Here is a 26,357-nt window from a genome sequence, read left to right as displayed (position 1 = left end):
ATCGCTGGAAGGACCTATCGACATCGTGAAAATCTCTCGAAACCGCGGAAGCAAGACCAAAAACCGCACAAGGCAATGAGTCAGAAAAATTGTTGAAATCGGCTAACTTGGGTGGATTGATATGCGCCCCCCCCGAACCCGCAAATAAGTCTGCCCGCCAGCAATCCGCATGTGCACGAGACGGTAGCCAACTATGAAGCCGAAGTTGTTCACGACGCGCTCTCAATCATCCTTCAAGAAATTACTCATCAAGATATCGGATCCCGTTACGACAGTGCAAATCCGGTGGAGCGCAATGTTGAACGGAAAAATATTCAGCTGCTGTGGGTTAATTTTTGCCGAAATCAATATCCTACGAAAGTTCAGTATTGCCTTGAGAAAAATTCGTATAAGAGTGAAGCGTTTCCCCGGCGCTAAATCGACGCAGGAAGTCTAAAAACTAATCCGCTTACCGAACCGCGCGCTCAGACGGGTGGCCTCGCTGGAGTATCGGGAATCTCGCGGGCGAGCCCTGGGCGACCGGTCGACTACGGAGTAAATAATGAAAACAGGTGCGGTTATCGTAATAGCCAGTTCGGTCTTAATCGCGACATTGGGAATTTTCGTTAATATATCCACACAAGACAAGGTCCGCGTGGAGGATAGTCCCGCTGGGAAGTACCGCATTGAGGAGCCCGTGTACGGCGGTCTCGCAAAAGCAGCCCAATCGGGAGACTGCAAAGCGGCATACAGACTTGGACGTCATCACGTGTTTGCTACGCGAAACACAAACGAAGCGATAAGATGGTATCGCTTGGCGTCTAAATGCCCACATGCTGATGCGAAAGGGGAACTGGTCTCGATTTTGATGCATTTTGATACCGCTGATGCAGAGGTTGACAGGCTGTTGTCCGAGATCCAAACCATCAATCCAGAAGCTGCTGAGACGGATCGAGCCGCCGTAGAATCAGTGCGCGCTTTACGTGCGCGGCAGAATAGGTAATCTATGAAAACGAAAATTAAGTTTGTATTTTAATTCCTTTCCTGAGGATGAGATGAGGCCTATATATGTGGCTGTATTGTTGTACCTTGGATTGTTAGGTTTGGCCCATGCTGACCAACCAAAACATGTGTCTATGATTCAGTTAATTGCCGATCCGCAACGATTCGATGGCCAATCAGTCCATGTAATCGGGTTCTTGCGTTTGGAATTCGAAGGAAATGCTGTTTATCTCCACCGTGAAGACTTCGAAAAGGCGATACTTCAAAACGGGATTTCGATCGACCTAACGGACTCTCAACTGCGGTCGTCCGCGAAGCTAAATAATGGGTACGTCCTTGTTGAGGGCATATTTAGCGCGAGCGAGAGGGGCCATTTAGGTATTTGGCCTGGCTCCTTGCAGCGAGTCAGCAGGTTGAGTAAGTGGTCGGTTGACTGGCGTCGTCGGACACGAACCAAGCCATAACTCACCGTGAGTTGCAACGGCCTGTGTAATTCGGAGGTGGTCTCATGCAATTGACGCCAAAGTTTGGACTTGCAGTGGCGGCAGGATTGATTTTCTTTGGTGCGGCGCTCGCGACCTACCATTACACGAAAGCGGCGTATCGGGCAGTTGGCTTTAACGATGGAACTATCGATACAAATACGCGAACGCTGCAGCGGTTTACAGAAATCGCGGGTGCAATTCCAGTGTGCACGAAGGAGCAACGCCGCGCAGGCAAGGAATTTGTCTCTGTTAAGGCAGAGGCCATTTACGCTATTGCTAAAGGCCCCAACATGATTTCGTTATGCCGAGCAAGTTAGGTGTCCCTGCGCCCAACCGCCGCCCGCAGCCAACTTTCAAATTCCACTCTTAGCCGGACTGCGGGCGCACGCGGCGGCGCCAAGGTAGAATGTCGGCTCATTTCGAAAGAGTGCCCATGCCGAATACCTGGAAACCGTCCGTCACCGTCGCCGCCGTCATCGAACGCGATGGCCGCTTTCTGCTGATCGAAGAAGAGACCAGCGAAGGCGTGAAGCTGAACCAGCCGGCCGGCCACCTCGATCCGCACGAGTCGCTCGAACAGGCGGTGGTGCGCGAGGTGCTCGAAGAGACGGCGCACGACTTCACGCCGACGGCGCTGGTGGGCATGTACATGTCGCGCTACACCTCCAAGCGGCGCGGCACCGACGTGACGTACCTGCGCTTCACCTTTTGCGGCACGCCCGGCATGGAGCACGACGTGCCGCTCGATCACGGCATCATCCGCACGCTGTGGATGACGCGCGACGAAATCGCCGCCTGCGAAGAGCGCCACCGCAGCCCGATCGTGCTGCGCTGCGTCGACGACTACCTGGCCGGCCTGCGCGCCCCTTTGGCGCTGCTGCACACCCACGCCTCGGTCTTCGAGGGCGGGCTTACTTTAAAGACGGACGTGACATGAGCAAGAAAAAAGTCGTGATCGGGATGTCGGGCGGTGTCGACTCCTCGGTGGCGGCGTGGATGCTGAAGGAACAGGGCTACGAAGTGATCGGCCTGTTCATGAAGAACTGGGAAGACGACGACGATTCCGAATTCTGCTCCTCGCGCCAGGACTGGATCGACGCGGCCAGCGTGGCCGACGTGGTCGGCGTCGACATCGAGGCGGTCAATTTCGCCGCCGAGTACAAGGACCGCGTGTTCGCCGAATTCCTGCGCGAGTACCAGGCCGGCCGCACGCCGAACCCGGACGTGCTGTGCAACGCCGAGATCAAGTTCAAGGCTTTCCTCGACCATGCGATGCACCTCGGCGCCGACCTGATCGCCACCGGCCACTATGCGCGCGTGCGCGAAAACGCCGGCAAGTTCGAGCTGCTCAAGGCGGTCGACGCCACCAAGGACCAGAGCTACTTCCTGCACCGGCTGAACCAGGCGCAGTTATCCAAGACCTTGTTCCCGCTGGGCGAAATCCCGAAGACCGAAGTGCGCAAACTGGCCGAAAAACTGGCGCTGCCGAACGCGGCGAAGAAGGATTCGACCGGCATCTGCTTCATCGGCGAGCGGCCGTTCCGCGATTTCCTGAACCGCTACCTGTCGTACAAGCCGGGTCCGATGAAGCTCGATGACGGCACCACCGTCGGCGAGCATGTCGGGCTGTCGTTCTACACGCTCGGCCAGAGGAAGGGCATCGGCATCGGCGGCCTGAAATCCCACCGCAACGCCGACGGTACCAGCGAGCCATGGTTCGTCGCGCGCAAGGACATCGAGAACAACACCCTGTACATCGTGCAGGGACATGACCATCCGTGGCTGCTGTCGTCGTCGCTGGTTGCGGCGCAGGCGAGCTGGGTGGCCGGCGTGGCGCCCGAAGCGCGCCTGATGGCGGCCAAGACGCGCTACCGCCAGGCCGACGTCGCCTGCGCCATCGTGCCGAATGGCGATGACCGCTTCGAGCTGCGCTTCGACGATCCGCAGTGGGCAGCGACGCCCGGCCAGTCGGCGGTGCTGTACGACGGCGACGTCTGCCTCGGCGGCGGCATCATCGACAGCGTCACCGCGGTGTAGCGCCATGGTTGGCTGTCGGTTTTCTTTACATGCTGGTCGCGGTGTTACTGCTGCGAATTTGTAAGTTCTTGAAATCAATATGAATTTCCGGTTGGCACGATTACTGCTCTACTGTCCGAGCAGTCTAAAACTAACCTGGAAAAATATAATGAACAAGAAATTCCTGTCAGCATCCGTCTTTGCCGCCGTCGTACTCTTGAGCGCGATGCTTCCCGCGCAGGCTACGCCGATCACCTATGCCTTGCAAAACGTAACTTTCACCGATGGCACCTCTGCCGCCGGCAGCTTTGTATTCGACGCGGCGACACACAAGTCATCCGGCTACAGCATCGCCACCCGCCCCGGAATCATGTCGGCGTTCAACTGGAATCAGGCAAATAGCGGCCTGTACTTTGGCGGCGGGGCCGGTCCGAACAATTTCACCCTGATCACGACCGACGGCCGCCGCGTTTTTAATTTTTCCTTCCTGGCCCCATTCACGGATGCCGGCGGAACGAACCTCATCAATATCGCCAGTACTTACGAATGCAACAACTGCGGTACGTTCCGCCGCGTGAACGGTGGCTCCGTCACGTCGATCGATGCGGTCAACGTGCCTGAGCCGGGCACCCTGCCGCTGGCATTTGCGGCGCTTGGCGTGCTTGGCTTCCTGCACCGCCGCCGGAAACAGACCGCCTGATTTGTCCAGGCGGTAGCGCCGGTCATCGCGCCGGCTCAGTGACCATGCCGGTGATGGATATCCGGCGTATGCGCGTGCCCGTGCGTCAGTTCAGTGTGTGCATGCGCGTGCGTGTGCGGCGCGGCGCCGTCCCCGCCGTCGTCGTGTTCGTGCTGGTGATGCGCGTCGTGATGATGCGCGTGCGCGTGCGCCATCGGCTCGTGCGTGTGCGCGTGCTCATGGCGCTCGGTCAGGTGCAGCCAGATACCGGCCGCCATCAGCACAGCCGCCAGCCAGAACGCCGCTCCAGGGGTTTCGCCCAGCAGCACCAGCGACAGCGCCACGCCGATGAACGGCCCGACGGCGAAATACGCACCGGTGCGCGCCGTGCCCAGATGGCGCAAGGCGAGCACGAACAACACCAGCGACAGCCCATAGCTGCAAAATCCCAGCAAGGCAGCGACCAGCGTGGTAGTGAGCGGAGGCGGCGCCTGGCCCAGCATGAACGCCAGCGCCAGGTTGACGCTGCCGGCGACCAGCCCCTTGACGGCGGCAATCTGCACTGCATCGCTGGCCGATATCTTGCGCGTCAAGTTGTTGTCGATGCCCCAGCACAGACAGGCGCCGAGGATGGCCAGGCCCGACCACGGCACGCCGCCCAGCGGCCCGCTCGGCCAGTTCAGCACCACGCTGCCGGCGACAATGAGCAGCATGCCGATGAAGATGCGGCGATCGAAATTCTCCTTGAAGGCGAACCACGCCAGCGCCGCGGTGAATACGCCCTCGGTATTAAGCAGCAGCGAGGCTGTCGACGCCGCGGTGGTGGCCAGGCCGGCCATCAGCAAGACCGGTCCGAGGATGCCGCCGAATACGGTCGCGCCCATCAGCCAGGGCCAGTCGCGCGCCATCAGCCGGTCGGCACGCTCGCCCGCTGCCTTGCCGGCGAGCCTGCGGGCGCCGTACCACGCGACCAGGCCGATCCCGCTGCCAATGTAAAGCAGCGCGGCCAGCATCATCGGCGCCATTTCGCCAAGCAGCGTTTTCGCAAAGGGCGCACTGGCGCCAAATAAAATGGCTGCCATCAACGCATAAAGAACACCTTGCTGCATCGGGGCCTCTCAGGGGCGGAAGAACGACTTACTTTACCGAAAAACGCACGCTGACCACGTCCTTGTTGGCGAACGTGACTGACGCAACTGCCTTGTTGCCGCGCGCCAGGCTGACGCCTTTGGCAACCAGCGTATTGGCGCCGGACGCTGCGAGCGGCAGCACCGATTTGCTGGCGCCCTGCAGCACCGTCAGCGAGCCGCTCATGCCGGCCGTCGCCAGGTCCTTGCCATGGTCGTCGACGTAGATGGTGGCAACACCATCCTTGCTGACCAGTTCGAACGACAAGTCCCCCGAGCTTTGCACGATGCCGCCATGTTTCGCCTTGCTGCCGTGCGCCTGCGCTTGTCCGCCCAGGGCCAGGCTGAATGCCAACGTCGTGAGTGCGATTGCTTTGTTCATGCTGTTCTCCAAAAATGCGGCGGCTCGAATATGGGCGCCGCCGCTCGGCCCTAATAATATCTAATATGCGTCGGTCTCGGACGACGCCACCAGCGCCTCCAGCGGCCGGCGCCCGACCAGCCAGAAGATCAAGGGCGTCAGCAGCGAATCGAGGATCGTCGAACTGATCAAGCCACCGAAAATGACGACCGCGACCGGGTGCAGGATCTCCTTGCCGGGCGTGTCCGCCGCCAGCAGCAGCGGCAGCAGCGCGCATGCCGCCACCAGCGCCGTCATCACCACCGGCGTCAGGCGTTCGAGCGAGCCGCGCACGATCATCGGCCAGCCAAACGTCTCGCCTTCGAACTTGCACAGGTTGACGTAGTGGCTGACCTTCAGGATGCCGTTGCGGGTGGCGATGCCGGCCAGCGTGATGAAGCCGACCATCGACGCGACCGACAGCGCGACGCCGGCGATCCACATCGCGATCACGCTGCCGACCAGCGCGAACGGTATGTTGCCCATGATGACGAGCGCCAGCGTGGAAGAGCGGTAGCGCGAATACAGCACCAGGAAAATCAGCGTCAGCGACGCCAGCGCCAGCCCGACCATCAGTAACTGCGCCTGTTCCTGGGCCTGGAACTGGCCCTCGACGCTGATGAAGTAGCCACCCGGCAGCGTGGTCGCCGCCACGCGGCTGCGCACGTCGCCGATGATGCGCGACATGTTCGAGCCGTCGGTATTGGCGTACACGACGATGCGGCGGCGGCCGTTCTCGCGGCCGATCTGGTTCGGGCCGTCGCCCTCCTCGATCGTCGCGATCGACGACAGCGGGACCGGGCCGGCCGGGCTGTCGATCATCACGCGCGCCAGGTCCTGCGGCGAGCGGCGCGCATCGGCCAGGCGCACGACCAGGTCGAAGCGGCGAGCGCCGTCGATGATCTGGGTCACCCGCGTGCCTTCGGCCAGCGACTCGAGCGCGCCGAGGACCTGGCCGGGAGCCAGGCCATGCTGGGCCGCCTTGCGATAGTCGATCCGCACCTTGATCTGAGGGATCAGCACCTGGCGTTCGACCGACAGGTCGACCAGACCGTCGACCGTCGACAGGCGCTGGCGCAGGCCGTCGGCCAGCGCGCGCAAGGTGTCGATATCGTCGCCGTAAATTTTCAGAGCCACCTGCGCGCGCACGCCGGAGAGCAGGTGGTCGAGCCGGTGAGAGATCGGCTGGCCGATCGCCACCGACGCCGGGATCGCCGCCAGCTGCGCGCGGATGCTCGCCATGATCTCCTCGCGGCTGCGCGGCGACGGCTTCAGGTCGACGTCGAGCTCGGACGAGTGCACGCCCTCGGCGTGTTCGTCCAGTTCGGCGCGGCCGGTGCGGCGCCCGACCTTGGTCACCTCCGGCACCTGGCCGATCAGCGTTTCGGCGAGCGCGCCCATGCGGTTCGCTTCGGCCAGCGAGGTGCCGGGCGCGAAAGTCATTCCCATCACCAGCGAACCCTCGTTAAAGGCCGGCAGGAAGGCGCGCGGAAAGAACGGCACCGACGCGGCGGCGGCCAGCACCACGATCAGCGCCGCCGCCAGGATCGGCCGCACGCGGGCAAACGACCATTGCAAGGCGGCGCCGTCCCACGACTTCAGGCGCCGGATCAGCGCCGTGTCGCCCTGGTGCAGCCGCTTCATGCGCGGCAGCAGGTAGTAGGCCAGCACCGGCGTGACCGTCATCGATACCAGCATCGACGCCAGGATCGAGGCGATGTAGGCGATCCCCAGCGGGGCGAACAGCCGGCCTTCGATGCCGGGCAGCGCGAACAGGGGCACGAACACCAGCACCACGATGACGGTCGCGTAGACGATGCCGGATCGGACCTCGACCGACGCGCGCCAGATCACCTCGATCACCGACATGCCGCTCTCAGAACGCTGCTTCAGGCGCCGCAGGATGTTCTCGACGTCGACGACGGCGTCGTCGACCAGTTCGCCGATGGCGATCGCCAGGCCGCCCAGGGTCATCACGTTGATCGACTGCCCGAGCATATGGAACACCAGCGCCGTGAGCGCCAGCGACAGCGGAATGGCGACCAGCGAAATTAGCGTGGTGCGCACGCTGAGGAGGAAGGCAAACAGCACCACCGCGACCATCAGCGCGCCGTCGCGCAATGCTTCGACGACATTGCCGATCGACGCTTCGATGAAGTTCGCCTGCCGGAACAGCACCACCGGCGCGGCCAGGCCGGCCGGCAGCCCGGGCTTGAGTTCAGCGAGCGCCGTTTCGATGTCGCGCGTCAGGCGCACGGTGTCGGCGGCGGGCTGCTTTTGCACGCTGACGATAACGGCCGGCTTGCCGTTCATGCCGGCGTCGCCGCGCTTGAACGCAGGCGCATAGCGCACGCCGGCGACCTGTTCGAGCAGCACCGGCGCGCCGTTGCGGTAAGCGACGGCGAGCCCCTTCAGGTCGTCGAGCCGGTTGGTTCGCCCGAGGTTGCGGATCAGGTATTCGCGGCTGTTGAGGTCAATGAAGCCGCCGCTGGTATTGGCGGCGAAGCCGCGCAGCGCCGCGCTGACCTGCTCGAGCGTGACGCCGAACTGGGCCATGCGCGCCGTATCGGGCTCGACGCGCAGCTGGCGCACCTCGCCGCCGATCGGCACGACCTGCGACACGCCGGCGATCGACAGCAGGCGTGGTCGCAGCACGAAGTCGGCGTACTCGCGCGCCTTCATCGGGTCGGTCGCGGTGACGTCGATCGGCAGCGCGATGAGCATCACTTCGCCCATGATCGACGACACCGGTCCCATCATCGGCGCGATCTTGCCCGGCAGTTGTTCCTTGACCAGCGCGATCCGTTCGGCGACCAGCTGGCGGTTGCGGTACGGGTCGGTGCCCCAGTCAAACTCGGCGTAGACGATCGACAGGCCGACGCCCGACACCGACCGCACGCGCGTCACGCCCGGCATGCCATTGAGCGTGGTCTCAAGCGGGAACGAGACGAGCTGCTCGACCTCTTCCGGGGCCATGCCGCCGGCTTCGGTGAGCACCGTCACCACCGGCTTGTTCAAATCGGGGAAGACGTCGACCGGCGTGTGCCAGGCGGTGAAGGCGCCGTACAGCATCAACAGCAGTGCGGCGGCCAGCACCAGCAGGCGGTTCCTCAGGCTGAAGCGAACGATGTAGTTGAACATGGGCCGCTTACCTGATCTGGTTGATCAGCGCGGCGCCGGAGACAACCACACGGTTGTCGGCGGTCAGCCCTTTCGTCACCACCACCGTGCGTCCATCGAGCGCGCTGGCCTCCACCGGTAGCGCGATGAAGCGCTGGGCGCCGGACTTGATCCAGACCACCGTCTCGTTGGCCGGGTTGCGGGCCAGCGCCTCGGCCGGCAGGGCGATGCCCTTCACGGTGGTATTGAGCTTGACGAGGACGGTGACCGGCTGGCCGACCGCCAGCGCGAGGTCCTTGCCTGTGGCGCGAAAGTTCAGCGGCAAGGCGCCGTCGCGCAAGGCGATGGCCCCGCCCAGCAAGGTCAGCGCCACGTCCGGCGCCTGCACCAGGGTCGCGCTGCCGATGCGGCCGGCCAGGGTCACGTCGGTCGATGTCGCCTCGACCAGCAGCCGGCGCGGATCGACGATCTCGAACAGGACGTCGCGCGATTCGACGATCTGGCCGTTGCGCACACTCGCGCTGGCGATGACGCCGGATGCCGCCGCGACGATCGGCTGGGCGCTGCCAATCGACGCGGCGACCGCACGCTGGCGGCCGATGGTGCCGGCCAGCTCCGCCCTCGCCGCCTCGACCTCCCGGGCCGGCACGACGCCTTCGAGCGACTCGAGACGGCGCACCCGCCGCTCGAGCAGGCCGCGATTCGCGTTCAGTTCAGCCAGTTGGGCGGCCTGGTTGCCGCGTTCGATCGCACTGGCCACAGGACGCAGGCGCGCCAGCACCTGGCCCTTGCGCACCTGCTGGCCCGCCACCGGCAGGCCGCCCGGGCCGGGCTCGATGCTGCCCGAAAAAGGCGCCTGTACGCGGCCGCCGGAATTCGGATCCATGCCGGCGCGGCCATTCAATTCGACCGTGTGCGGATATTCGCCCTGCTGCGTCATCAGCGTGCGGATCGCCATGCGGCGCTGGGCCAGCTTGGGCACATTGACGCTGCCGTCGGGCAGCCGCGCCAGCGCGCCGGCGCTGCCGGCCGCCTGCGCGTCGAGGTGCTCGCCGTTGGGGCCATGCGCTCCGGGCGAGGCGATCGCCGCGACGGCGACGGCGGCCAGCAGGCAGGCCGCGAGGTAGTTGGTAAGCTTGTTCATTTCATTTATCCTTGCGTTGCGCGCGGGTGCGGACAATCACGGCAGCGAGCAGAATGGTTGCCAGCAGCGCGCCACCTAGCCACCAGCGCCAGGCAGGGGCGCCGTGATCGTCGTGCGGCGCCGGGGCGGCGACAACGAGCGTGCCTTCCAGCAGATCGCTCTCTTCACCGGCAACCAGTGTAAACAGCAGCGCGTGCTTGCCGGGCGCCGAAAGCGCCTTGAGCAGCCGGGCGTCGTCGAACGAGAAGTCGCCCATGTCGGCATGGAAGGTCGCCTTGGCCTTCAGGTTCTTGTACTGCACCTCGAGCTGGCCTTTGAGCACCGGCTCGTTGGTCTCGTAGCGGTCGATCAGCACCGACAGTTCGCCGCCCGACAGCTGGCCGACCAGTTCGAACGCCTCGCTGAAGGTTTCAACGCGCGGCGCGGCGCCACCGTTCGCCGCCGCGGCGGGACCGTCGAGGTGCTCGCCGTTCGGCCCGTGGGCGCCGGGCGAAGCATGGACGGGCGCGATCGCCAGCATCGCGACCAGCATCAGGGACAGCAGTTTCATGGCAGGATTCCTCGGACTTGATTGAGTTGGGCGTGCGCGAGGCCAAGCGCGACGCGCTGCTGGCGCACCGCCATGCCGGCTTCGTGCGACAGGATGCGGGCGCGCAGCATTTCGGCCAGGCCGCGCTCGCCGACGCGGAACGCCTTGTCGATCAGGGCGGCGTGTTCGCGCAGAGCCGCGGCGCGCGCGACGGCCGCTTCGAGCGCCTCGCGCACGTTCGACAGTTGTTCCAGCGCGTGGCCGACGTCGGCGTCGATGCCGGCCTGCGCCTGCGCTGCCTCGGCCGCGGCGGTGGCGATCTGGGTCTGCGCCAGCGCCTCGACGGGGCGGTTGCGCGCCGCACTGCCGAGCGGGATCTGCAGGGCGACGCCGACGCTGCGCTCGGGCGCCGGCAGGGCGCCTTTCTGCTCGTGGCGGTACGACAGGCCGATCGTCGGCGGCGCACTGCGGGTGGCCTCGGCAACCCGCAGCGCGGCCTCCGCCCGCCGTTCGGACGCGCGCGCGGCGCCCAGGCGCGCATTGAACGGTTCGGCGACGTCCGCAATCGGCTCGGGCTCGAGCCGCGGCAGCTCGCGCAGACCGGTCAGCACGCGGAAGCGGGCCAGCGCTTCGCTCGCCTTCGTCGCCGCCTGCGTCATGTCGATGCGCGCACCGAGCGCTTCCTGTTGCGCCAGCAGGCCGTCGCTGCGCGCCAGGTCGCCGGCCTTGACGCGGCGCTGCACTTCCTCGGCCAGCTCTTGCAGGTGCTGCAGGTGGTCGCGCTTTTCGATCAGGACCTCCTCGGCGGCGGCCGCTTCCCATGCGCGGTTGCGCACTTCGCCGGCGACGGCCAACCTGGCCTGGCGAAGCTGCGCGGCCAGTTCTTCGGTGCTGCGCGCGGCCAGCGTCTCGCGTGCCGCCTTCTGGCCGGGCAGCCATACCGACGCCGACAGCGACACTTCCGATTCGCGCTGGTCGCGCTGATCGGTCCAGCGGTCCGAGCGCTGCGCCAGCCCCAGCGTGGGCGAGGCGGCAACCCAGGAACGGGCGGTGGCGCCGGCCGCCTCGACTTCGCCCTGGCGCGCCTCGAGCGTGCGCGCGGGGACGGAGCGCAGCCAGGCGCTGTCGACGGCGCTGGCCAGGGTGGCGCCTTCGGGGGCAGCCGCCGCCGGCCCCGACAGGGCGATAACGGCGACGGCAAATATCAGGTGCAGGCGAAAAGCGCGCATGGGTACTCCATCAGGTGACGAACAGGATCACCGAGGGCGAGCGCACCGGCGCGGCAAAACGCCGCGCGCCGATCAGTTCAGTGGTGAGTGCAGTGCTCCCTCGGCAGCTTGACCGAGGGCGTCGGCAGGGGGACGCAGGGGACTGTCGAGGAAGGGATCGGGGATGAAGCGGGCCATGGCGTCCTCGGTCGCGCGGTTCGCTGGTTGAGGCGCGAGCGCGGCCAACGGTGCAGCAAGGAACGCCAGTTGTGGCGACGACGAATGGTCGTGGATATGCCGGGCCGACTCGTCCGAATGGTCGTAGTGGACCGCCCCATCGGCATCGTGGTGATGCTCGGTGCCGTCTTCGTGCGCCGACTCGTGCGCCACACTGAACTCAATTTCGCCCGCGCTGACGAACAGCGAGCCACCTTGCATAGCAAAGCTTTGCAAGGGCAGGCATACGAGCAGCAGTAAGCAGATGAGTCGACGCACGAAAAAACCCTTAAAGATCGGCTGAATTATAGCAGGCGTTGACCAGCGCGCGGCCTGTCCGTCTAGCCCTGCTGCTTCCTGATCATCGCCAGCACGGTGCTGCGGATCGTCTTGAGCACCGCGTCGGCCTTGAACGGCTTGACGATGAAGCCCTGCACCCCGCGCGCCAGCGCCGCCTGCAAGGTGGGGGCGTCGAGCGCGCCCGACAGCATGAAAATGATGGTCTTTGGCAGGTTGGCGCGGATCTGCTCGACGATCTGCTCGCCGTCGTCCATCTGCTCGCGGGCGATGCAGATCAGCTGCGGGCGAAATTTGAGCGCCAGCGCGTAGCCCTGGCTGCTGGTGTGGGTCTGCCCGGCGACGCCGTAGCCGCCCTCGCTGAGCACGGTGTTGAGCAGGTCGCGCGACAGCGCGCTGGCGTCGACGATGACGGCTTTCAGCATGAGCAGCGTCCCGCGGTGTCAGTGATCATTCGGTTTTCCCTTTGCGTCCTGGCGCGCCTGCCAGCGTTTGAGCGCCACCCGGTACAGCGCCAGTTCTTCGTCGTACAGGTCGAACACGCACCGCACGCAGCCGCTGCGGCAGCACTCGTCGCTGTGCGGGCGCACCGGCAGCTGCGGCTTCGGGTCGTCGCTAGAACGATTCATATGCCAGCATCTTCCACGTCACGCCGAGCGGCACGTCGATTTTCAGCTGCACCAGCTTGCGCGACAGCGCCAGTATCTCACGCTCGGCGCGCAGCCTCTCGCCGACCGGCGTCTTCAGGATGCCGGCGCCGGCCATCACCGCGTCGACGTCGCCGTAGGCATTGAGCAGCTTGGCGGCGGTCTTCATGCCGACTTTCGAGACCCCCGGCACGCCGTCGGTGACGTCGCCCATCAGCGCCAGCAGGTCGACCAGCAGCTCCGGGGCGACGCCGAACTTGTTGCGCACCCAGGCGTCGTCGTGCCACTCGCCCTTGAAGTGGTCCCATACCAGCGCGCCGTGCGCGATCAGGCCGTGCAGGTCCTTGTCGGTGGAGGCAATGATCGCTTCACCGCGCCCCTCCGACAGCCAGCGCATCACGCCGGTGCCGATGACGTCGTCGGCCTCGACGCCGGGCAGCATCAGCACATGCAGGCCTTCGCCGGCCAGGCTGGCGTGAAAACCCGGCAGCGCATCGCGCAGGAACGATGGCATCGGCGCGCGCTGCTCGCGGTAGCGCGGATACAGTTCGTGGCGCCAGGTGGGTCCGCCGAAATCGAACGCGGCCAGCACGTGGCTCGGTTCGTGCGCGGCCAGCAGCTTGCGAAACGACGACAGCGCGTGGCGCAGCGCGACGGCGGCCTTGTCGGCCGAATCGGGCTCGGGAGACGCTTCGTACACACGCCGCACGATATTGAGCCCGTCGATGGCGAGCAGCTTGCCCATCTGGCCGTTCCTATTTGACGAAGTCGTACTTCCCGCCGCGCTCGAGTGCTCGCACGTAGGCCGGGCGCGCATGGATGCGGTCGAGGAAAGCCATCAGCTTCGGATGTTTTTCGCCAAGGCCGCCGCGCGAGGCGGCCGCTTCCAGCACGAAGCTGATCTGCACGTCGGCCCCGGTAAAGACGTCGCCGGCAAACCACTTCGCCTTGGCCAGTTCGGCTTCGAGGTAGGCAAGGTGCTGGACGATCTGCGGCATGATGTAACTGCCCTTGACCTTTTGCGCGATGCCGCGCGCGATCGGCTTGACAAAGAACGGCATCGGACTCGATTCGACGCGGTCGAACACCAGCTTCATCAGAAGCGGCGTCATCGCCGAGCCTTCGGCGTAATGCAGGAAGTAGGTGTAGCGCAGCTTGTCGGGCGTGCCGGCGGCGGGGATGAAGCGCCCATTGCCGTAGCGCTCGAGCAGGTATTCGATGATGGCGCCCGATTCGGCCACGGTGGCGTCGCCGTCGGTGATCACGGGCGACTTGCCGAGCGGATGAATGGCGCGCAGTTCGGGCGGCGCGAGCATCGTCTTCGGATCGCGCTGGTATTTGCGGATCTCGTATTCCAGTCCCAGTTCTTCGAGTAGCCAGAGGATTCGCTGCGAGCGCGAATTGTTGAGGTGGTGGACAACGATCATCGTGTGCTTTCGCCAAGGGGAATGGGCGCAAGCTTAGCATTGTTGGCGGCGGTCCGGGCGGCCGATATGGCCGCGCTGGAAACGGAGTACACTCGTTGCGCCTTGATCCCAGGAGTATGCGCATGCCGTCCTTCCCCGCCCGCTACCTCGCTTTGCTGAGCGCCGCCTTCGTGTTCGTCCTGTCGCTGGCGATCGCCACGCTGCACGCGGGGCACAGCTGGTGGCTGGCGGTGCCGAGCGGCGCGCTGACGCTGGTCGGCGTGATCGACCTGCTGCAGACGCGCCAGGCGCTGCGCCGCAATTATCCGATCCTGGCGCACTTCCGCTACTTCTTCGAATCGATCCGGCCCGAGATCCGCCAGTACTTCCTCGAAGACGATACCGACGCCAGGCCGTTCTCACGCAACCAGCGCAGCATCGTCTACCAGCGCGCCAAGGTGGAAACCGACAAGCGCCCGTTCGGCACCCAGCTCGACCTGTACCAGACCGGCTACGAGTGGATCAACCATTCGATCCGGCCGGCCGACATCGCCGGCCACAACTTCCGCATCGAGATCGGCAACCATCCGGACTGCCCGCGCGCGCAGCCTTACCAGGCGAGCGTCTTCAACATCTCGGCGATGAGCTTCGGTTCGCTGTCGGCCAACGCCATCCTGGCACTCAACGCCGGCGCCAAGATCGGCGGCTTCATGCACGACACCGGCGAAGGCAGCATCAGCCAGTACCACCGCGTCAACGGCGGCGACCTGGTATGGGAAATCGGTTCCGGCTACTTCGGCTGCCGCAACGACGACGGCAGCTTTTCGGAGGAGCGCTTCGTCGCCAACGCCAGTTCGGTGCAGGTGAAGATGATCGAGGTGAAGCTGTCGCAGGGCGCCAAGCCGGGCCAGGGCGGCATCCTGCCGGGCGCCAAGGTGACGATCGAAATCGCCGCCGCGCGCGGCGTGCCAGCGGGACGCGACTGCCTGTCGCCTGCCAGCCACTCGGCTTTTTCGACGCCGGTCGGCCTGCTCAATTTTGTCGACCGGCTGCGCGTTCTGTCGGGCGGCAAGCCGACCGGCTTCAAGCTGGCGATCGGCCACCCGTGGGAGTTTTTCGCCATCGTCAAGGCGATGCTGGCAACCGGCATCACGCCCGACTTCATCGTCGTCGACGGCGGCGAAGGCGGCACGGGCGCGGCGCCCGTGGAGTTCTCCGACCACGTCGGCACGCCGCTGCAGGAAGCGCTGCTGCTGGTGCATAACACGCTGGTTGGCGCCGGCCTGCGCGAGCGCATCAAGATCGGCGCGTCCGGCAAGATCGTCACCGCGTTCGACATCGCCCGCACCATCGCGCTCGGCGCCGACTGGTGCAACTCGGCGCGCGGCTTCATGTTTGCCCTCGGTTGCGTGCAGTCGCAGACGTGCCACACCGACCGCTGCCCGACCGGCGTGGCGACCCAGGACGTCCAGCGCCAGAAGGCGCTCGACGTGCCGGACAAGACGGCGCGCGTGGCCCACTTCCACCAGAACACGATGAAGGCGCTGTCGGAACTGATCGCCGCTGCCGGCCTGACCCACCCGTCGCAGCTCAAGCCGCACCACATCGTGCGGCGCGTCTCGCCCAACCAGGTCAAGCTGGCGTCGGCGCTGCTGCCCTACCTGACGGCCGGCGAACTGCTCGACCCGGATCAGCTGCGGCGCCTGCCGCCGGTATTCGGCCTGTACTGGCCGATCGCGCAGGCCGAGTCGTTCCAGCCGATGGCCTAGGCGAGCGCCGGCGCGGGGTGGCGCGCCGCCACGGAAATGCTAATATGCTCAGCGCAATTGTTGATATTTAGCAATTTTTGTATTTACCCATCCCCGTGGAGAGTTCAATGCCTTGCCCAGTCACGCTGAAGTTGTCGTCGCTCTCCCTGATCCTGTTGGCGCTGCATGCGCCGGCCTTTGCCCAGACCGCCGCCATGGCGCCCGACATCGCCAGCAAGAAGTTCGAAGCGCTCGTTCCCGGCGCCGACTATGTCAAGCAGGTCGTCATGATCCCGATGCGCGACGGCGTCAAGCTCTACACCGTCATCGTGACGCCGAAAAACGCCGCGCGCGCGCCGATGATGCTGACCCGCACGCCGTACAACGCGGCCAAGCGCGCTTCGCGCAACCACAGCCCGAGCATGGCGTCGATGCTGCCGGAAGGCGATGACAACTTCGTCGCCGCCGGCTACATCCGCGTGTTCCAGGACGTGCGCGGCAAGCATGGATCGGAAGGCGACTACGTGATGACGCGGCCGATCCGCGGCCCGCTCAACAACACGAAAGTCGACCACGCCACCGACGCCTACGACACCATCGACTGGCTGGTGAAAAATGTCCCGCAAAGCAATGGCAAGGTCGGCATGGTCGGCTCGTCGTACGAAGGCTTCACGGTGCTGATGGCGCTGGCCGACCCGCATCCGGCGCTGAAGGCCGCGGTGCCAATGAGCCCGATGGTCGACGGCTGGCGCGGCGACGACTGGTTCCAGAACGGCGCCTTCCGCACCAACAATCTCGATTACATCGGCGGCCAGACCGCCGCCCGCGGCGAAGGCGTGCAGCTGTCGACCGGCGTCTACGACGATTACGACACGGTGCTGCGGGCCGGTTCGACCGCGGATCTCGCCAAGCGGTTCGGCGTCGACCAGCTCAACTTCACCAGGAAGATCTTCGAGCACCCTGCCTACGACAGCTACTGGCAGGAGCAGGCCGTCGACCGCGTACTGGCCGGCCGGCCGCTGAAGGTGCCGACCATGACGGTGGTGGGGCGCTGGGACCAGGAAGACATCTACGGCGCCTACGCCACCTACGCCGCGACCGAGCCGCGCGACAAGCAGAACGACATGAATCACCTGGTGGTCGGGCCATGGCGCCACAGCGGCGTCAATTACAACGGATCGACCCTGGGCGCGCTGAAGTTCAACGGCGACACCGCGGCCGAGTTCCGGCGCGATGTCATGCAGCCGTTCTTCGACCAGTACCTGAAGGACGGCGCGCCGAAGGCGGACACGCCGCCGGTGTTTTCGTACCTGACCGGCGCCAACAAGTGGCAGCGGCTGGACCGCTGGCCGCTGGCCGCCGCCACCACGCCGATCTACCTGAAGGACGGCTTCCGGCTAGGCTTCGACCGTGCCGCCGGCGGCGAGCAGTTCGACGAGTATGTCGCCGACCCAGCCAAGCCGGTGCCGTTCGTGCCGCGCCCGGTGCGCATGGCCGACGCCAACGTCTGGAAGCCGTGGCTGGTGACCGATCAGCGCAGCTTCTCCGACCGCACCGACGTGCTGACCTACGTCAGCGAGCCGCTGCGCGCGCCGCTGCAGATCTCCGGCCAGCCGATGGTCAACCTGTTCGCGTCCACCAGCGGCACCGACGCGGACTGGGTCGTCAAGCTGATCGACGTCTACCCGGACGAAGTGGCGGCGCAGCCGGAGATGGGCGGCTACCAGCTCGGCATCGCGATGTCGATCTTTCGCGGCCGCTACCGCGAAGGGCTCGACAAGGCGGTGCCGATCGCCGCCGGCAAGGTCGAGAACTACCGCTTTGCGCTGCCCAACGCCGACCACGTGTTCCTGCCGGGACACCGGGTGATGGTGCAGATCCAGTCGAGCTGGTTCCCGTTGTACGACCGCAATCCGCAGACCTTCGTGCCGAATATTTTCTATGCCAAGGCGGGCGACTACCGCAAGGCGACCCAGCGCGTGTATCACGCGCCGGGAATGGAGAGCACGATCGAACTGCCGGTGGTCGGTCCAGCCGGCTAGTAGCGCGGCGTTCCGTATCCTGCAGTGGATGGATGGGCACCATACGCATCGGTATTTCCGGCTGGCGCTACCCGCCGTGGCGCGGCGTGTTCTATCCGGCCAAACTGGCGCAGCACCGCGAGCTGTCGTTCGCCTCGCGGGCGCTGCCGACGATTGAACTGAACGGCTCGTTCTATTCGCTGCAGCGGCCGGAAAGTTTTCAGCAGTGGCACGACGACACGCCGGATGATTTCGTCTTCAGCGTCAAGGGCAACCGCTACCTGACGCACACGCGCCGGTTGCGCGACATCGACGGCCCGCTGGCGAACATGCTGGCGTCGGGGGTGTTCAACCTGGGCGACAAGCTCGGTCCCTTCCTGTGGCAGTTTCCGCCGAATTTCCAGTTCGATGCCGAGCGCATGGAGCATTTCCTCAGCCTGCTGCCGCACGACACCGACGCCGGCGTGGCGCTGGCGCGCAAGTACGAGCCGCGCATGGAAGGGCGCACCGCACTGGAGGCGGGAAAGAAGCGCAAGATGCGGCACGCGATCGAAGTTCGCCATGAGAGCTTCCTCGATCCGGCGTTTGTCGCGATGCTGCGCAAGTACAAGGTGGCGGTGGTGGTGGCCGACACCGCCGGCAAATGGCCGCACATCGAGGACGTGACGGCCGACTTCATGTACCTGCGCCTGCATGGCGAAAAGGAGCTGTACGCGGGGGGCTACACCGACGAGGCGCTGGACCACTGGGCCGATCGCATCCGCGCCTGGTCGGCCGGCGCGCAGCCGGACGACGCGCGCCGGGTGTCGCCGAAAGCGCCCCCCAAGCGCGCCAGCCGCGACGTGTACTGCTACTTCGATAATGACATCAAGGTTGGGGCGCCGTTCGATGCGCGCAAGCTGATACAAAGACTAGGCCTGGACCCGGACGGCAAGCTGACCGTGTTGGGCAAGTCGCCGAACGACATCTAGCTACGTCGTCCGCGCGAACGCCGGGATCCCGTGCAGCGCAATCAGCGGCGAACGTGGATCTTGATGACGCGCTCGGACGGCGCCTCGGCCGTCGGTTCGGCGCACGACTTGCAGGTGTCGCAGCCGCTGCCGCAGCTCGATTCGGTATTGAGCCACTGCGCCATCTTCGACTGGCTGGCGCCGCGCGCACTCATGCGGTACACCAGCTTCTGGCGCAGGCCTGCCGGCAGGTACTTGCGTACGATGTAGAGCAGCGCGACGACGACGATTGCGGCCACGATCAGGTTTTGCACCATGTCAGCTCCCCAGCGCCAGCGCGGCGCGGTAAGTAATGAAGGAGGCGATGTACGCCAGCGCGAACATGTAGGCGGCCATGATCAGCGGCCAGCGCATGCCGCCGGTCTCGCGCTTGACCACTGCCAGCGTCGACAGGCACTGCGGCGCGAACACATACCAGGCCAGCAGCGACAGCGCGGTGGCCAGCGTCCACGATTGCGCGATGATCGGCGTGAGCGAACTGGCCAGCGCGTCGCCGCTTTGCGACAGCGCGTACACGGTGCCAAGCGCGCCGACGGCCACTTCGCGCGCGGCCATGCCCGGCACCAGCGCGATGCAGATCTGCCAGCCGAAGCCGATCGGTTCGAAGATGACGGCCAGTGCGCGGCCGATCATGCCGGCGATGCTGAAGTAGATCGGCGGCTGGGTGGCGCCTTCCGGCGCGCCGGGAAAACTCGACAGGAACCAGATCAGCACCATCAAGGTCAGGATCACCGTGCCGACGCGCGACAGGAAAATCACCGCGCGCTCCCAAAGGCCGAGCGCCAGGTTGCGCAGGTGCGGCCAGTGATAGCTTGGCAGCTCCATCATCAAAGGCTGCTGGGCGCTGCCGCCCATGGCGCGCTTGAAGAACCAGGCCACCGCCATCGCGCTGGCGACGCCGGCAAAGTACAGCGTAAATAGCACCAGGCCCTGCAGGTTCATGAAACCGCCGACCTCGCGGTCGGGGATGAAGGCGGCGATGATCAGCGCGTACACCGGCAGGCGCGCCGAGCATGTCATCAGCGGCGCGATCATGATGGTGACGAGCCGGTCGCGCGGATTCTGGATCGTGCGCGCGGCCATGATGCCGGGGATGGCGCAGGCGAAGCTCGAGAGCAGCGGGATGAAGGCGCGCCCGGACAGGCCGACGCCCCCCATCAGGCGGTCGAGCAGGAAGGCCGCGCGCGGCAGGTAGCCGCAGTCCTCCAGCGCGAGGATGAACAGGAACAGGATCAGAATCTGCGGCAGGAACACCAGCACGCTGCCGACGCCGCCCATGATGCCTTCGACCAGCAGGCTGCGCAGCGGGCCGTCGGCCATGTGCGCGCTGATCGCCTGGCCAAGGCTGTCGACGCCGCCGGTGATCATCTCCATCGGCAGCGCGGCCCAGCTGAACACGGCCTGGAATACCAGGAACATCAGCGCGGCCAGCAGGATCGGGCCGACTACCGGATGCAGCACCACCTGGTCGATCTTCTCGGTCAGGTTGCCGGTGTCGTTGGCGTGGCTGGTGCAGGCGGCCAGGATGCGGCGCACTTCGCGCTGGGTGTCCTCGACCGACACGGCGTCGATCGCCGACAGCGCTTTCGACGCCACCGGCGCCATCGCCGGCATCAGGTCGAGCGCGCGCAGCAGCGACTTTTCGCCGCCGCTTTGCACCGCCACCGTTTCCACCACCGGCATGTGCAGTTCGGCGGCCAGCTTGTCGGCGTCGATGACGATGCCGCGCCTGGCGGCCACGTCGACCATGTTCAGCGCCAGCACCATCGGCAGGCCAAGGCGCTGCACTTCGAGCACCAGGCGCAGGTTCAGGCGCAGATTGGTGGCGTTGACGACGCAGACGATGGCGTCGGGCGCCTGTTCGCCGGCGCGCAGGCCGGCGATGACGTCGCGGGTGATCGCTTCGTCGGGAGTCTGGGCGGTGAGGCTGTAGGCGCCCGGCAGGTCGAGCACGCGGAAGCTGCGCCCGGCGGGTGAGGTAAAACTGCCCTCCTTGCGCTCGATGGTGACGCCGGCGTAGTTGGCGACCTTCTGGCGCGCGCCGGTGAGGCGGTTAAACAGTGCGGTCTTGCCGCAATTCGGATTGCCGAGCAAGGCGATCAACGGCGTGACTGGCGTGCGCGCGTCGGTTTCGACGCGCCGTTCTGCTGCACCCATGGTTATTCCGGCTTGATCGACACCAGCGCCGCTTCGAAGCGGCGCAGCGCGAAGGTCGACTCGCCGACCTTGATCGCCAGCGGGCCGCCCTGGATGCCACGGCGCAGCATGCGGATGCGTTCGCCCGGCACGAAACCGAGTTCCATCAGGCGCCGCCCGACGTCGATGCCCGCGGCGCCACCGAGGCCGGCCGGCGCCAGGTGGATCACCGTGCCGCTCTGCCCTGCCGCGAGGGTGTCGAGTGTTGTCAATGTCGAAGCAAGAGTCATGATGAACTTTGGTTGGTGTGCCGCCGGCGACGACAGGTCGCTACCGGCATGGAACAGATACTAGCATCTTAAACGGTAATGCGAATTATTTCTATTTACGATAGTACCACCGGCCCGTCGCCGCTGGTACTTCTGCAACAAAATATGGCAGCCGCGGGAGCGATATCCCGGCTGTGTATGAACTTGCGCAAATAAAGCGCTTGCAATCGCTGACGAATTCCGAGAGAATACAAATCTTAATGAGAATGATTCTCGTTCTGGACGAAACGGCAACTCTGCGGATTGTCCCTCTTATAAGGCTGACCAAATGATCGTTTGCGTTTGCAACAACATCTCCGACCGGGAGATCCGCCAGGCGGTCGACCTGGGGCTGTCGTCGATGGACGAACTGCGCAGCGACCTCGGCGTTGCCACCTGCTGCGGCAAGTGCGCCACCTATGCTGAGGAAGTGCTCACTCTCCACGTCGAGCGCACCGCCGCAGACACACGCGTCACCGAACTGTCCTTCCGCGCCCGCCAGGCAGCCTGAGCGCGGGGATTACCGCGACGAGCGACGCGCCACTGGAGCGATCCGCAGCGCGCGCCTCGTCGGCCAAGCTGTCACGCCTGGCGATGTCCGTTCGCGCCGCGCCACCTCCCTCAAATGGCTGCGCAAGATGCACGACTGGATCGGCCTCTGGGGCGCCGCGCCGGGCCTGCTGTTCGGCAACTCCGGCATCTTGCTCAATCACCGCTCGTTACTGAAAATCCCCGCCGTGCAGACGCAGGAATCGACAGTCCAGCTGCCGCTGCCGCAGCGATGGCGGCCTGGCTGCGGCAGTCGCAGGCGCTGGCGCCGGCCGCGAGCAAGGTCAAGGTTGACCCGCCGCGCCCGGTTGCATGGGGCATCAAGACACTGACCCAGCCGGCGCGCTGGCTGGCGCTCCTGCTGGGCGTGGCCGGCGCGACGCTGCTTTGACGCATAAAGTTAGTAAAGCCGGCCGCCACTTTGTTATGATGTTCTCCATCTCATCACACGAAAGCACTCCATGAAGGGCGATCCCAACATCATCCGTCTGCTCAATGCGCAGCTGACGAACGAGCTCACCGCAGTGAACCAATATTTCCTGCACGCGCGCATGTACCGTCACTGGGGCATGGAGAAGCTGGGCAAGAAGGAATACGAGGAATCGATTGGCGAAATGAAGCACGCCGACAAGCTGATCGACCGCATCCTGATGCTCGACGGCCTGCCGAACCTGCAGGCGCTGCATAAGCTGCTGATCGGCGAACACACCCAGGAAATGCTGGAACTGGACCTGCAGCTGGAAAAAGCGGCGCAAGTGACGGTCAAGGAAGGCATACTCGCTTCCGAGCAAGCCGCCGACTACGTCTCGCGCGAGCTGTTCGTCGTGATCCTGGAAGACACCGAGGAACACATCGAGTGGCTCGAAACGCAGCTCGACCTGATCACCAAGATCGGTATCCAGAACTACATCCAAAGCCAGCTGGGCGAGTAAGCCTTACTTGCGCAGTCCGCCAGGCCCCTGCATTTTCAGGGGCTTTCTTTGTTTACAAGAAGCTGGTGTCCATGGCAACTACCGACTTGCCGATATTATTGAAGGTCTGCACTACCCGGGCATCCCGGCGGCCTTCTTGCGAGCGCGGCAGGCTTAACGCCGCGGCATCAGCCGGCGCGCCAGCGCGCCACCCATTTGTCGTAGAAGCCGATATCGCGCGGCACCGCGCCGCTGACGGCGCAGATGGCGCCGGCAAATTCGTTGGCGCGCGCCAGGGTCTGCTCGAGCGGCCAGCTGCGCGCGCGACCGAGCAGGAAAATGGCGGAGAAGGCGTCGCCGGCGCCGACCGTGTCGATGACGAATGGCGGCGCCGGATTGTCGCGGTTGACGATCAGCGCGCCGTCGGCGCCGAAATACACGGAGCCGCGGTGGCCCAGCGTGACGATCAATGCGTCCAGCGCAAACATGTCGAGCAGCGCGCGGCAGGCGGCGTGCACTTCGTCGCTGCCCAGCGTGGTCTTCGGATCGATCTGGAAAAACCAGCTGAACAGCGCCTGCAACTCTTCCTCGTTGACCTTGACGATGTTGGCCGCATTCAGCGACTCGGCCACGCAGCCGCGGTCGGACTGGCCTTCGCGCAGGTTCAGGTCGAGAAAGCGCGTGGCGCCCGTTGCGCCCAGCAGCTTGTACAAGGTGTCGTGCGAACGCGCGGCGCGCTGGGCCAGGGTGCCGAAATAAATGCTGGCCGGCGTGACCTTGGCCATCGCCTCGAGCGCCAGCGCCGGGTCGATGAAGTCGTAGGCCTGCTTCGGCAGGATGACGAAACGGTGGCCGCCCGGACGGCGCTCGACCAGCACGCGGCCGGTCTCTTCCATGCGATCGAGCTGCAGGCCGCTTTCCGACATGGCAAAGCGCTCGAACTCGCCACGCACGACGACGCCGTTGCGGTCGTCGCCGATGCGCGTGACCATCAATTGCGGCGACATGAAGGCGGCGAGGTTGCGGGCGACATTGAACGGGGCGCCGCCGACCAGCTGTTCGGTGACGAAATCGTCAACCAGCGCTTCGCCGAAGACGACGGTGGTCAAGGGGCGCTCGCCCGCGCTGGCCGGGATCACTGCGGCAAGGATTCTTTGAACGACGGCCGCTCGGACAACTTGTCGAACAGGCGTGCCAGGTTGGCATAGTCGGCGCGCCAGTCGATTTCGGGGAAGCGGAACAACAGCCAGCCGAGGGTACAGCCTACGGCGACGTCGGCCAGCGTGTAATGGTTGCCCTTGCAGAAAGGCGATTCGCCGAGGTTGGCCGACATCACGGCGAGGCCGGCGTGGACCTTGCCCATCTGGCGGTCGATCCAGGCGGCGCTTTGCTGCTCGGCCGGGCGCAGCGTTTTTTCCAGCCGCACCAGCACGGCCGCGTCGGCCACGCCGTCCGACAGCGCTTCCCACACCTTGACGTCGGCGCGGTCGCGCCCGTTCGGCGGCAACAGCTTGCACACCGGCGTGAGGGTATCGAGATACTCGGCGATGACGCGCGAGTCGTACATGGAACTGCCGTCTTCCATCATCAGGCAGGGCACCTGGCCCAGCGGATTGGCCAGATGGATGGTGGTCTCGGCGCTCCAGACATCCTCCAGCGCGAACTCGCAGTCGAGCTTTTTTTCCGCCAGGACGACACGGACCTTGCGGACAAATGGACTGGCAGTCGAACCGATAAGTTTCATAGTTGCTTTGGATAGATGGTTGGCAGTCAGTATAGCATTGGGCAGCACGCCAATGGACGGCCAACGGCGCGATTGCGGTCTGGCTGCAACATCGGGCGGCGCGCGCCGCGAATGGTAAAATCGCTGTTTTGCACACCCCCGCTCCCCATGACCTCCACCGCCCAGTATTCCACCGCGTCCACCCTCTCCGCCCTGTCCCCGCTCGATGGCCGCTACGCCGCCAAGACCGACAAGCTGCGCCCGATCCTGTCCGAAGCGGGCTTCATGCACCACCGCGTGAAGGTCGAGATCTGCTGGCTGCAGGCCTTGTCGCAGGCCGGCTTTGCCGAGATCAAGCCGTTCTCGAAGGATGCCACCGCGCTGCTCGACAAGATGGCGGCCGACTTCACCGAGACCGACGCGGCGCGCATCAAGGCGATCGAAGCGGTCACCAACCACGACGTCAAGGCGGTCGAGTACTGGCTCAAGGAACAGGTCAAGGACGTGCCGGAACTGGTCGCCGCGACCGAGTTCATCCACTTTGCCTGCACCTCGGAAGACATCAACAACACCTCGCACGGCATGATGCTCAAGGCCGCGCGCGACGGCGTGATCGTGCCGGCGTTATCTGACCTGGTCGCCAAGCTGCGCGAGATCGCACATGCCAATGCCAGCCTGCCGATGCTCTCGCGCACCCACGGCCAGACCGCCAGCCCGACCACGCTGGGCAAGGAAATTGCCAACGTCGTCGCGCGGCTGCAGCGCGCCGTCAAGCGCATCGCCGACGTCGAGATCCTCGGCAAGATGAATGGCGCGGTCGGCAACTACAACGCCCACCTGTCGGCGTATCCCGATTTCGACTGGGCGGCGTTTTCGAAAAACGTCATCGAGCAGCGCCTCGGCCTGACGTTCAACCCGTACACGATCCAGATCGAGCCGCACGACTACATGGCCGAGATGTTCGATGCGATCGCGCGCGCCAACACCATCTTGCTGGACCTGAACCGCGACATCTGGACGTACGTGTCGCTGGGTTACTTCAAGCAGCGCCTGAAGGCCGGCGAGATCGGCTCGTCGACGATGCCGCACAAGGTCAACCCGATCGACTTCGAAAACTCGGAAGGCAACCTCGGCATGGCCAACGCCGTGCTCAAGCACATGGCCGAAAAGCTGCCGGTGTCGCGCATGCAGCGCGACCTGACCGATTCGACCGTGCTGCGCAACATCGGCGTCGGCTTCGGCTATTCGCTGCTGGCCTACGACAGCTGCCTGCGCGGCCTGAACAAGCTCGAAGTGAACGCCGCGCGGCTCGAGCAGGACCTCGACGCCAACTGGGAAGTGCTGGCCGAGCCGGTGCAGACGGTGATGCGCCGCTACGGCATCGCCAATCCGTACGAGCAGCTGAAGGAACTGACGCGCGGCAAGGGCATCTCGAAAGATGCGCTGCGCGAATTCATCCTGACCCTGGCGGTGCCGCAGGAAGCGAAGGACCTGCTGCTGGCGATGACGCCGGCAAACTATATCGGTATCGCTGCCAAGCTGGCGGCCGAAATCTAGTTCTTCAATGACGAACTGAAATGGGGTCCCAGCGTACGCGGGGGCCCCTTTTTGTTGCATACTCGAAGGCGCTTGTCACACCTGCGGTAACTTTGCGGTATCATTAGTCCTAACACGTACTAATTAACCCAGGAATTCC

The 26,357-nt window shown here is 65.0% G+C and carries 28 protein-coding genes; 12 read left to right on the top strand and 16 right to left on the bottom strand.

The genetic code is table 11. From position 1 onward, the window contains the following. Positions 1–541 precede the first annotated feature (541 nt). The 5 genes from ACP7DD_RS22460 (at position 542) to ACP7DD_RS22440 (ending at position 4,182) form a co-directional block, all read left to right on the top strand. The gene (locus tag ACP7DD_RS22460) at positions 542–982 is read left to right on the top strand and encodes a hypothetical protein (RefSeq protein WP_426177060.1); all 441 of its coding nucleotides are present in this window, start codon (positions 542–544) and stop codon (positions 980–982) included. A 507-nt stretch (positions 983–1,489) separates the two neighbouring features. Then, positions 1,490–1,783: a hypothetical protein gene (locus tag ACP7DD_RS22455; protein WP_426177059.1), complete on the top strand. Its 294-nt coding sequence runs from the start codon at positions 1,490–1,492 to the stop codon at positions 1,781–1,783. Positions 1,784–1,899: 116 nt separating this feature from the next. Beyond that, complete coding sequence (locus ACP7DD_RS22450) at positions 1,900–2,403, top strand: NUDIX hydrolase (protein ID WP_426177058.1); 504 nt, start codon at positions 1,900–1,902, stop codon at positions 2,401–2,403. After that, positions 2,400–3,503 carry a tRNA 2-thiouridine(34) synthase MnmA gene (gene mnmA, locus ACP7DD_RS22445; RefSeq protein WP_426177057.1) on the top strand — a complete coding sequence of 368 codons (1,104 nt, stop codon included), beginning with the start codon at positions 2,400–2,402 and terminating at the stop codon, positions 3,501–3,503. Before ACP7DD_RS22450 ends, mnmA begins: the two co-directional genes overlap by 4 nt. A 148-nt stretch (positions 3,504–3,651) precedes the next feature. Beyond that, positions 3,652–4,182, top strand: a complete 531-nt coding sequence (locus ACP7DD_RS22440) for a PEP-CTERM sorting domain-containing protein (protein ID WP_426177056.1) — start codon at positions 3,652–3,654, stop codon at positions 4,180–4,182. Between the two features lie 35 nt (positions 4,183–4,217). Here ACP7DD_RS22440 and ACP7DD_RS22435 read toward each other — a convergent pair whose 3' ends face one another. The 11 genes from ACP7DD_RS22435 to ACP7DD_RS22385 form a co-directional block, all read right to left on the bottom strand. Next, positions 4,218–5,270, bottom strand: coding sequence for a DMT family transporter (locus ACP7DD_RS22435; RefSeq protein WP_426177055.1), 1,053 nt, complete (start codon positions 5,268–5,270; stop codon positions 4,218–4,220). Between the two features lie 28 nt (positions 5,271–5,298). Then, positions 5,299–5,670, bottom strand: a complete 372-nt coding sequence (locus ACP7DD_RS22430; protein WP_426177054.1) for a hypothetical protein — start codon at positions 5,668–5,670, stop codon at positions 5,299–5,301. Between the two features lie 60 nt (positions 5,671–5,730). After that, positions 5,731–8,829 (bottom strand): efflux RND transporter permease subunit, encoded by a 3,099-nt coding sequence (locus ACP7DD_RS22425; RefSeq protein WP_426177053.1) that lies wholly within the window; start codon positions 8,827–8,829, stop codon positions 5,731–5,733. Positions 8,830–8,836: 7 nt separating this feature from the next. Further along, positions 8,837–9,952, bottom strand: a complete 1,116-nt coding sequence (locus ACP7DD_RS22420) for an efflux RND transporter periplasmic adaptor subunit (protein WP_426177052.1) — start codon at positions 9,950–9,952, stop codon at positions 8,837–8,839. Between the two features lies 1 nt (position 9,953). Next, on the bottom strand, positions 9,954–10,502 hold the full coding sequence (locus tag ACP7DD_RS22415; protein WP_426177051.1) for a hypothetical protein: 549 nt from the start codon (positions 10,500–10,502) through the stop codon (positions 9,954–9,956). Then, entirely contained in the window at positions 10,499–11,710 is a 1,212-nt protein-coding gene (locus tag ACP7DD_RS22410) for a TolC family protein (RefSeq protein ID WP_426177050.1), read from the bottom strand. Before ACP7DD_RS22410 ends, ACP7DD_RS22415 begins: the two co-directional genes overlap by 4 nt. A 72-nt stretch (positions 11,711–11,782) precedes the next feature. Further along, the gene (locus tag ACP7DD_RS22405) at positions 11,783–12,184 is read right to left on the bottom strand and encodes a hypothetical protein (protein WP_426177049.1); all 402 of its coding nucleotides are present in this window, start codon (positions 12,182–12,184) and stop codon (positions 11,783–11,785) included. Between the two features lie 62 nt (positions 12,185–12,246). Beyond that, the gene (locus ACP7DD_RS22400; RefSeq protein ID WP_426177048.1) at positions 12,247–12,627 is read right to left on the bottom strand and encodes a response regulator; all 381 of its coding nucleotides are present in this window, start codon (positions 12,625–12,627) and stop codon (positions 12,247–12,249) included. Between the two features lie 18 nt (positions 12,628–12,645). Beyond that, positions 12,646–12,831 carry an oxidoreductase-like domain-containing protein gene (locus ACP7DD_RS22395; protein ID WP_426177047.1) on the bottom strand — a complete coding sequence of 62 codons (186 nt, stop codon included), beginning with the start codon at positions 12,829–12,831 and terminating at the stop codon, positions 12,646–12,648. Continuing rightward, a complete protein-coding gene (locus ACP7DD_RS22390; protein ID WP_426177046.1) occupies positions 12,818–13,594 on the bottom strand; it encodes a 5'-3' exonuclease in 777 nt (258 codons plus the stop codon). Before ACP7DD_RS22390 ends, ACP7DD_RS22395 begins: the two co-directional genes overlap by 14 nt. Before the next feature lie 10 nt (positions 13,595–13,604). Further along, positions 13,605–14,276 carry a glutathione S-transferase gene (locus ACP7DD_RS22385; protein ID WP_426177045.1) on the bottom strand — a complete coding sequence of 224 codons (672 nt, stop codon included), beginning with the start codon at positions 14,274–14,276 and terminating at the stop codon, positions 13,605–13,607. A 122-nt stretch (positions 14,277–14,398) separates the two neighbouring features. On the opposite strand from ACP7DD_RS22385, the gene ACP7DD_RS22380 reads away from it, so the two are divergent. The 3 genes from ACP7DD_RS22380 (at position 14,399) to ACP7DD_RS22370 (ending at position 18,995) form a co-directional block, all read left to right on the top strand. After that, positions 14,399–16,024: an FMN-binding glutamate synthase family protein gene (locus tag ACP7DD_RS22380; RefSeq protein ID WP_426177044.1), complete on the top strand. Its 1,626-nt coding sequence runs from the start codon at positions 14,399–14,401 to the stop codon at positions 16,022–16,024. Between the two features lie 107 nt (positions 16,025–16,131). After that, positions 16,132–18,045 (top strand): CocE/NonD family hydrolase, encoded by a 1,914-nt coding sequence (locus tag ACP7DD_RS22375; RefSeq protein ID WP_426177043.1) that lies wholly within the window; start codon positions 16,132–16,134, stop codon positions 18,043–18,045. Between the two features lie 32 nt (positions 18,046–18,077). Further along, on the top strand, positions 18,078–18,995 hold the full coding sequence (locus ACP7DD_RS22370) for a DUF72 domain-containing protein (RefSeq protein WP_426177042.1): 918 nt from the start codon (positions 18,078–18,080) through the stop codon (positions 18,993–18,995). A 41-nt stretch (positions 18,996–19,036) separates the two neighbouring features. Here the strand turns inward: ACP7DD_RS22370 and ACP7DD_RS22365 are convergent, their stop codons facing one another. Genes ACP7DD_RS22365 through ACP7DD_RS22355 form a run of 3 tightly spaced genes read right to left on the bottom strand, consistent with a single transcriptional unit; the run spans position 19,037 to position 21,460 of the window. Then, positions 19,037–19,291 (bottom strand): DUF6587 family protein, encoded by a 255-nt coding sequence (locus tag ACP7DD_RS22365; protein WP_426177041.1) that lies wholly within the window; start codon positions 19,289–19,291, stop codon positions 19,037–19,039. A gap of 1 nt (position 19,292) precedes the next feature. Next, positions 19,293–21,191, bottom strand: coding sequence for a ferrous iron transporter B (gene feoB / locus ACP7DD_RS22360; protein ID WP_426177040.1), 1,899 nt, complete (start codon positions 21,189–21,191; stop codon positions 19,293–19,295). A gap of 2 nt (positions 21,192–21,193) precedes the next feature. Beyond that, a complete protein-coding gene (locus ACP7DD_RS22355; RefSeq protein WP_426177039.1) occupies positions 21,194–21,460 on the bottom strand; it encodes a FeoA family protein in 267 nt (88 codons plus the stop codon). Positions 21,461–21,767: 307 nt separating this feature from the next. Between ACP7DD_RS22355 and ACP7DD_RS22350 the strand changes: the two genes are divergently transcribed. From ACP7DD_RS22350 to bfr, 3 genes are all read left to right on the top strand, one after another. Beyond that, a complete protein-coding gene (locus ACP7DD_RS22350; RefSeq protein WP_426177038.1) occupies positions 21,768–21,989 on the top strand; it encodes a (2Fe-2S)-binding protein in 222 nt (73 codons plus the stop codon). A 270-nt stretch (positions 21,990–22,259) separates the two neighbouring features. After that, positions 22,260–22,418, top strand: a complete 159-nt coding sequence (locus ACP7DD_RS22345; protein ID WP_426177037.1) for a hypothetical protein — start codon at positions 22,260–22,262, stop codon at positions 22,416–22,418. 70 nt (positions 22,419–22,488) lie between these two features. Beyond that, a complete protein-coding gene (bfr, locus tag ACP7DD_RS22340) occupies positions 22,489–22,959 on the top strand; it encodes a bacterioferritin (RefSeq protein ID WP_099787368.1) in 471 nt (156 codons plus the stop codon). 167 nt (positions 22,960–23,126) lie between these two features. Here the strand turns inward: bfr and ACP7DD_RS22335 are convergent, their stop codons facing one another. Together ACP7DD_RS22335 and ACP7DD_RS22330 are read right to left on the bottom strand one after the other, a co-directional pair. Continuing rightward, complete coding sequence (locus ACP7DD_RS22335; RefSeq protein ID WP_426177036.1) at positions 23,127–24,077, bottom strand: PfkB family carbohydrate kinase; 951 nt, start codon at positions 24,075–24,077, stop codon at positions 23,127–23,129. Next, positions 24,074–24,682, bottom strand: a complete 609-nt coding sequence (locus tag ACP7DD_RS22330; RefSeq protein WP_426177035.1) for a glutathione S-transferase family protein — start codon at positions 24,680–24,682, stop codon at positions 24,074–24,076. The genes ACP7DD_RS22335 and ACP7DD_RS22330 overlap by 4 nt, the downstream gene beginning before the upstream one ends. 147 nt (positions 24,683–24,829) lie before the next feature. Between ACP7DD_RS22330 and purB the strand changes: the two genes are divergently transcribed. Continuing rightward, a complete protein-coding gene (gene purB / locus ACP7DD_RS22325; protein WP_426177034.1) occupies positions 24,830–26,218 on the top strand; it encodes an adenylosuccinate lyase in 1,389 nt (462 codons plus the stop codon). Positions 26,219–26,357 lie beyond the last annotated feature (139 nt).

This window comes from Massilia sp. TWR1-2-2, assembly GCF_049897565.1.
Classification (GTDB): domain Bacteria; phylum Pseudomonadota; class Gammaproteobacteria; order Burkholderiales; family Burkholderiaceae_D; genus JAFCUW01.
Note: the sequence above shows the minus strand (reverse complement) of the source record. Positions and strands in the feature narration are given on the sequence as shown.

Bases quoted from the DNA above. Each gene is read 5' to 3' on its own strand.
- ACP7DD_RS22460 (WP_426177060.1), top strand. From the start codon at position 542: ATGAAAACAGGTGCGGTTATCGTAATAGCCAGTTCGGTCTTAATCGCG.
- ACP7DD_RS22455 (WP_426177059.1), top strand. From the start codon at position 1,490: ATGCAATTGACGCCAAAGTTTGGACTTGCAGTGGCGGCAGGATTGATT.
- ACP7DD_RS22450 (WP_426177058.1), top strand. From the start codon at position 1,900: ATGCCGAATACCTGGAAACCGTCCGTCACCGTCGCCGCCGTCATCGAA.
- mnmA (WP_426177057.1), top strand. From the start codon at position 2,400: ATGAGCAAGAAAAAAGTCGTGATCGGGATGTCGGGCGGTGTCGACTCC.
- ACP7DD_RS22440 (WP_426177056.1), top strand. From the start codon at position 3,652: ATGAACAAGAAATTCCTGTCAGCATCCGTCTTTGCCGCCGTCGTACTC.
- ACP7DD_RS22435 (WP_426177055.1), bottom strand. From the start codon at position 5,270: ATGCAGCAAGGTGTTCTTTATGCGTTGATGGCAGCCATTTTATTTGGC.
- ACP7DD_RS22430 (WP_426177054.1), bottom strand. From the start codon at position 5,670: ATGAACAAAGCAATCGCACTCACGACGTTGGCATTCAGCCTGGCCCTG.
- ACP7DD_RS22425 (WP_426177053.1), bottom strand. From the start codon at position 8,829: ATGTTCAACTACATCGTTCGCTTCAGCCTGAGGAACCGCCTGCTGGTG.
- ACP7DD_RS22420 (WP_426177052.1), bottom strand. From the start codon at position 9,952: ATGAACAAGCTTACCAACTACCTCGCGGCCTGCCTGCTGGCCGCCGTC.
- ACP7DD_RS22415 (WP_426177051.1), bottom strand. From the start codon at position 10,502: ATGAAACTGCTGTCCCTGATGCTGGTCGCGATGCTGGCGATCGCGCCC.
- ACP7DD_RS22410 (WP_426177050.1), bottom strand. From the start codon at position 11,710: ATGCGCGCTTTTCGCCTGCACCTGATATTTGCCGTCGCCGTTATCGCC.
- ACP7DD_RS22400 (WP_426177048.1), bottom strand. From the start codon at position 12,627: ATGCTGAAAGCCGTCATCGTCGACGCCAGCGCGCTGTCGCGCGACCTG.
- ACP7DD_RS22395 (WP_426177047.1), bottom strand. From the start codon at position 12,831: ATGAATCGTTCTAGCGACGACCCGAAGCCGCAGCTGCCGGTGCGCCCG.
- ACP7DD_RS22390 (WP_426177046.1), bottom strand. From the start codon at position 13,594: ATGGGCAAGCTGCTCGCCATCGACGGGCTCAATATCGTGCGGCGTGTG.
- ACP7DD_RS22385 (WP_426177045.1), bottom strand. From the start codon at position 14,276: ATGATCGTTGTCCACCACCTCAACAATTCGCGCTCGCAGCGAATCCTC.
- ACP7DD_RS22380 (WP_426177044.1), top strand. From the start codon at position 14,399: ATGCCGTCCTTCCCCGCCCGCTACCTCGCTTTGCTGAGCGCCGCCTTC.
- ACP7DD_RS22375 (WP_426177043.1), top strand. From the start codon at position 16,132: ATGCCTTGCCCAGTCACGCTGAAGTTGTCGTCGCTCTCCCTGATCCTG.
- ACP7DD_RS22370 (WP_426177042.1), top strand. From the start codon at position 18,078: ATGGGCACCATACGCATCGGTATTTCCGGCTGGCGCTACCCGCCGTGG.
- ACP7DD_RS22365 (WP_426177041.1), bottom strand. From the start codon at position 19,291: ATGGTGCAAAACCTGATCGTGGCCGCAATCGTCGTCGTCGCGCTGCTC.
- feoB (WP_426177040.1), bottom strand. From the start codon at position 21,191: ATGGGTGCAGCAGAACGGCGCGTCGAAACCGACGCGCGCACGCCAGTC.
- ACP7DD_RS22355 (WP_426177039.1), bottom strand. From the start codon at position 21,460: ATGACTCTTGCTTCGACATTGACAACACTCGACACCCTCGCGGCAGGG.
- ACP7DD_RS22350 (WP_426177038.1), top strand. From the start codon at position 21,768: ATGATCGTTTGCGTTTGCAACAACATCTCCGACCGGGAGATCCGCCAG.
- ACP7DD_RS22345 (WP_426177037.1), top strand. From the start codon at position 22,260: ATGGCGGCCTGGCTGCGGCAGTCGCAGGCGCTGGCGCCGGCCGCGAGC.
- bfr (WP_099787368.1), top strand. From the start codon at position 22,489: ATGAAGGGCGATCCCAACATCATCCGTCTGCTCAATGCGCAGCTGACG.
- ACP7DD_RS22330 (WP_426177035.1), bottom strand. From the start codon at position 24,682: ATGAAACTTATCGGTTCGACTGCCAGTCCATTTGTCCGCAAGGTCCGT.
- purB (WP_426177034.1), top strand. From the start codon at position 24,830: ATGACCTCCACCGCCCAGTATTCCACCGCGTCCACCCTCTCCGCCCTG.